Annotated in this window: 5 protein-coding genes; all 5 read right to left on the bottom strand. The window is 61.8% G+C overall.

The window, feature by feature from the left end; all coding sequences use genetic code 11:
* Window positions 1-147: 147 nt before the first annotated feature.
* On the bottom strand, window positions 148-492 hold the full coding sequence (locus VSX60_RS21935; protein WP_327626366.1) for a hypothetical protein: 345 nt from the start codon (window positions 490-492) through the stop codon (window positions 148-150).
* A 282-nt stretch (window positions 493-774) separates the two neighbouring features.
* Window positions 775-1,566: a COG4705 family protein gene (locus tag VSX60_RS21930; protein WP_442873138.1), complete on the bottom strand. Its 792-nt coding sequence runs from the start codon at window positions 1,564-1,566 to the stop codon at window positions 775-777.
* Window positions 1,567-1,827: 261 nt separating this feature from the next.
* Entirely contained in the window at window positions 1,828-3,246 is a 1,419-nt protein-coding gene (locus VSX60_RS21925; protein WP_327626365.1) for a sensor histidine kinase, read from the bottom strand.
* Window positions 3,233-3,910, bottom strand: coding sequence for a response regulator transcription factor (locus VSX60_RS21920; protein WP_327626364.1), 678 nt, complete (start codon window positions 3,908-3,910; stop codon window positions 3,233-3,235). The genes VSX60_RS21925 and VSX60_RS21920 overlap by 14 nt, the downstream gene beginning before the upstream one ends.
* On the bottom strand, window positions 3,907-4,509 hold the full coding sequence (locus tag VSX60_RS21915) for a tyrosine-protein phosphatase (protein WP_327626363.1): 603 nt from the start codon (window positions 4,507-4,509) through the stop codon (window positions 3,907-3,909). The genes VSX60_RS21920 and VSX60_RS21915 overlap by 4 nt, the downstream gene beginning before the upstream one ends.
* Window positions 4,510-4,741: the final 232 nt, after the last annotated feature.

Here is a 4,741-nt window from a genome sequence, read left to right as displayed (position 1 = left end):
CTCTGGCGTGCAGTCGGCAACATCTGCGACCTGTTCGAGCCCGAAGAATGTTGGAACTACCTCAAGGCCGCTGGCTATGTTGCAGATTAATCGCCTGACGCTCTAAACGAAGCAGGCCGGCACGATGCCGGCCCGCTTCTGTTGATGTCATGAGCAGACCGGGCTTGAAGCGATCGCCTGTCGCTGGTCGGAAGCCCACTGTTCCCAGCTCGACGCATCCCCGGGCACCAGGCCCGGATTGGCCTTGTTCGCTGCCGCATAGTGCGCCTCGACATTCTCGCACTGACGCGGCGCCGACGCCGCCCCGTCGGTGCGATCGGCCAGGCTGAATCGCGCCGTCGAACGCTCGGCGACCTGTTGTTGGCCGACACGATGGTGGGCCGGGGTCAAGACGCTTTGGTCGTTCGCCATCGAAGGCGTCGCGAGGGCGAGAGGTGCCGCGATGGCACTCGCTGCGATGAGAGATAGAGCTACGGATTTGAACGTGTTCATGATGTCCTCCGGTCGGAGCGATGATCCGCTCTAAGGAAGAAGATAAGACCCGAATATTACGGGGCGCGGGCCGGTTGGTTGTGGTTTTGTAATGACGCGATGCGGAAGATCAGCCGTCCCGACAAGCGTTCCTCGCCCGAATGTTTGCCAACTACGACCAAGAGAAGCGGGCGTGGCACCGCGGAGCATATTCTCGGCAGCGCATCGCCACCCGATTGGCTCGGATCGGGTGGCGGTATTTGCCGTCTCCCGCAGAGACGATCCGCTATGCGGCGTCGCGATTTAGGCGTCTACTTCCACGACCTGCGACGTCTTGATCCGGTCGGCGCGCGTGATGGTGAGGTAGGTGACCAGCCCGGCGATCGTGACCAGGAACAGAACGCTGGTTCCGGTCGTCCCAAGGCCGAACCCGCCATTGCCCACCGGTTGTGACAGAAGATCGCCCATGGAGGCTCCGAACGGCCGCGTCAGGATGTAGGCGACCCAGAAGGCGAGCACCGCGCCCACGCCCAGACGGTGACCGAGATAGACGACGGCGATCAGAGCACCGAAGATCACCGCGGACGTGCCGTAACCCAAGCCAACGCTTTCCGCGACGAGATCCCCCGCCGACGTACCGAGAGCGAAGGTGAAGAGGATCGCCGCCCAATAGAACAACTCGCGCTTCGTCGTGAAGATCGAGTGGATGGAAAGCGTCCTCTCGCTCGCATACCAGGCGGCAAAAACCAGTGCCAGACCCGTTCCGAAGAGTATCGTGGTGGTCGCGAGAGTGATGCCGAGATCATCGACGAGATAGTCCGAGACCAGGGTTCCGACAATGCTCACCAGGACGACGACGAGCCAGTAGCTTGTCGGTACGTATTCCCGCAGCCTGAGTTGGCAGAAAAGGGCGATCAACAAAAGCGCGCCCATGATCAGGGACGTCATGACAAGGCCGAGGCCGATATTGAAGATGAGGAAGTCGGCGGCGGTTTCGCCGACGGTCGTCGCCATGATCTTGATCACCCAGAATGCGAGCGTAACCGCTGGCACCTTGTTCAGCATTTCCCGCGTGAGGCTTCTTTGGGTTTCCAACGGTCTGTCTCCTTTAAGCATGCGGCGCCGAATGGCGCGTGGACTCACGCGAGGCTTTCAGCGTCGCGCTGACGGATTGGGGAGAGCGCGCAGGCGATCCGGAATGCGGCAACCACTCGTGTCTCGATGGGCGGGACCGACATACTGGAAAGCGTCATACGGCAGACGTTGCCGGCCCCTCTCGAGAGCCTTCCCGCCCGACACCAGTCTTAGGAGGTCAGGCTGGAGAGCGCTTTTCTCCGGCTATACTTTTTCGCAATCTTAGGTGGCGGCGAACACGGTCGGTTCCGGGGGGAGCGGGAAACCAACTCGCATCAACAGGCCGGGCCGATTGTCCAGGGCCTCCACCGTCGCGCCGTGGAGCTCGGCGATTGCCGCGACCAAGGCCAAGCCGAGGCCGCTGCCCGGTGTCGTGCGGCTACGGTCGAGCCGATAGAGACGCCGGAAGATCTTGTCGCGTTCGGCTTCCGGAATGCCTGGCCCGTCATCGCCGATCTCCAAGACCGAACCGGCGGGTGTCTGTCGCAGGGCCAGTGTGATCCGTCCCGGCGAGGGTATGTGGTTGATAGCGTTATCGACGAGATTGGCGATCAGCTGAGTCAGAAGATCGGTATCGCCCTCAACGGAAACGCCCGGGGCTATGTCGGTTGACAGCCGATGCCCGGCATCGACAGCGACCTCCGTGTAGACGTCGGCGAGTTTCTCGCCGAGACCGGACAAATCCACCAAGCCGAATTTCGCCCGCCTCGCTCCGGCTTCGATCTGCGAAATCCGCAGCAACGCGTTGAAGGTATCGATGATCGCATCGGTCTCCTCGACCGCGCCGTCGATCGCCCGCTCATACTCCGACGCGCCCCGCGGCTTCCGTCGCGCCGTTTCCAGACGCTGACGCAGTCGTGCCAGCGGCGTTCGCAGGTCGTGGGCGATATCAGTGGACACCTGCTTGAGGCTTTGCATCAATACCTCGATCCGCGCGAGCATGCCGTTGATGTCGGTGGCCAAACGGTCGAGTTCGTCCCGCCTTGGCGAAACCGGCAAACGGAGGTCGAGACGGCCGGAGACGATCTGGCGCGTCGTCGCCGCTATCTCATCGACACGGCGCGAGGGCCCGATGCTGACGATGTAGCCGCCGATCAGCGCCAGCAAAGTGGTGGCGAGGCATCCCCAAAGCAGCGCCGCGAGGATGATTTCCTGAGTCTCGTCGATCAGATGGGAATTGCGGCCGGCGAGCACCCTGTAGGGTCCGAGGACTTCCCCGGAGCTGAACAGCCGAACTTCGCCGTCGGCATTTTGGGCCGCGGCGAGCTTGAGATTGGCATTCGCCGTAACGTCGCCATCGGCGAGTTTGCGGTCCGCCCATCCCCGGGTCCACAGACTTGCGGCGATATTGCCCGCGAGGACTTCGCCATCGGGACCGAGCAGCAAAAAGAAGCGGTCGTCGGCCGCGCTTTCCGATCGCTCGATGACCTCGGACCGCAGCCCGTCCGGGCCATTGCGAGCTAGCGCCATGCGAAACGCCGCCATGTCGTCGTTGATCGAGGATCGCACGATCCCCTGCATCTCCGAGGTCGCGGCGACGTAGGTGGTTCCCATTATGACGAGCACGGATGCGACGAACAGAATCGCGTAGCCGATCGCCAGCCGGAACGACGTGGTGCGGAACTGCTCAGGAAGCGGCATTCAAGACGTAACCTGATCCGCGAATGGTTCGGATCATTTCAGTCGCGAACGGGCGGTCGACCTTGGCGCGAAGCCGGCTGACATGGGTTTCGACGACGTTGGTCTTGGGGTCGAAGTGGAAATCCCACACCCGTTCGAGCAGCATGGTGCGGGTGAGAACACGGCCGCGATTGCGCAACATGTATTCGAGCAGACGAAACTCGCGCGGTTGCAATTCGATCGCCGCCCCGGCCCGTTTGACCGTCCGGGCGATCAGGTTCATCTCCAATTCGCCGACCTTCAGCACAGCCTCTTCCTTACGGCTGGGTGCCCGTCGTCCCAGTGCATGGATACGCGCCATCAGCTCGGAAAAGGCGAAGGGTTTCAAGAGATAGTCGTCTCCGCCTGCTTCCAGACCCTCGACGCGATCATCCACGCCACTGACCGCGGTCAGGAATATGACTGGCGTGTCCTTGCCCGAGGAACGCAGCGCCCTGACGATCGACAGTCCATCCAGGCCCGGTAGCATACGGTCGATGACCATCACATCGTATTCGCGCGTGCAAGCCAGTTCCAGTCCTGTCGGCCCGCTAGTGGCATGGTCGAGATCATGACCGTCCTCACCGAGTCCGCCGGCGACATAATCGGCCGTGGATTGGTCGTCTTCGATCAAAAGAATTTTCATGGCGGCGCCTTCTGACCCGCCTTTGCGGACTGTTCGGAGGAGGACCATTTGGCTGCGAACAGCGCGAAGGCGTCGTCCATGGCGGCGGTCCGGCTTCCGAACCATGGGAAGTGACCGTATCGCCAGGAGAGCTGATCCGCAGCCTCCGTGGCCGTATCGCCGACCACCGCGTACTCGAAAATGGCCGATGCCAGGCCACTGCGATCGGCGCCGCCCTGGCAATGGACCAGAATCGGCTTGGGCGCATCCTTCATGATCCGGGCGATCCTCGTCATTGTTGCCATGTCCGGAACGCTCCGCGCGGAGATCGGAACCGCATAATAGTCGATGCCGTATTCCGCGGCCACCAGCGTTTCCTCGCGCGACCATGCTTCCGCCGGATGGACGCCCCGCAGATTGAGAATCGACCGGATGCCCTTTTGCCGAATCAGGGCCTCGAGATCGTCGTCGTCGAGTTGGCCCGATCGATAAAGAATCTCAGGCTCAACGGTATGAACATTGCCGGTGGCCAGAAGATAGCCGGCATAGCCTGCCGGCGGACCAACGAGAATGGCCGCGGCAAGGGCAAAGATGCGAAAGAGAGTTCTGGAATTGCGCATGAGGAGTCCGGAGTTGCTCCGACTCCACTAGGCGACCCAAATCACTGGCAACTGTCCCAGGCTATACGAATTCGTATAGTTGGCAGAGGCAGTTGGGCGCATGCGCCGGTTGTTGGGCTTGCCTGCCTAGCATTACAGTTGCTCTTTGGATTTGAGATGCGCTTGTCGAGCTGCGGCTTGGTGGGCGCGTCGCCAAGTTGACCAAGCAATGACGTGGGCTGGTCGGATTTGG

It is taken from the genome of Aurantimonas sp. A3-2-R12 (genome assembly GCF_036016755.1).
Lineage (GTDB): Bacteria > Pseudomonadota > Alphaproteobacteria > Rhizobiales > Rhizobiaceae > Aurantimonas > Aurantimonas coralicida_A.
The sequence above is the reverse complement of the archived record's forward strand: the minus strand, read 5'-3'. Positions and strand labels throughout refer to the sequence as shown.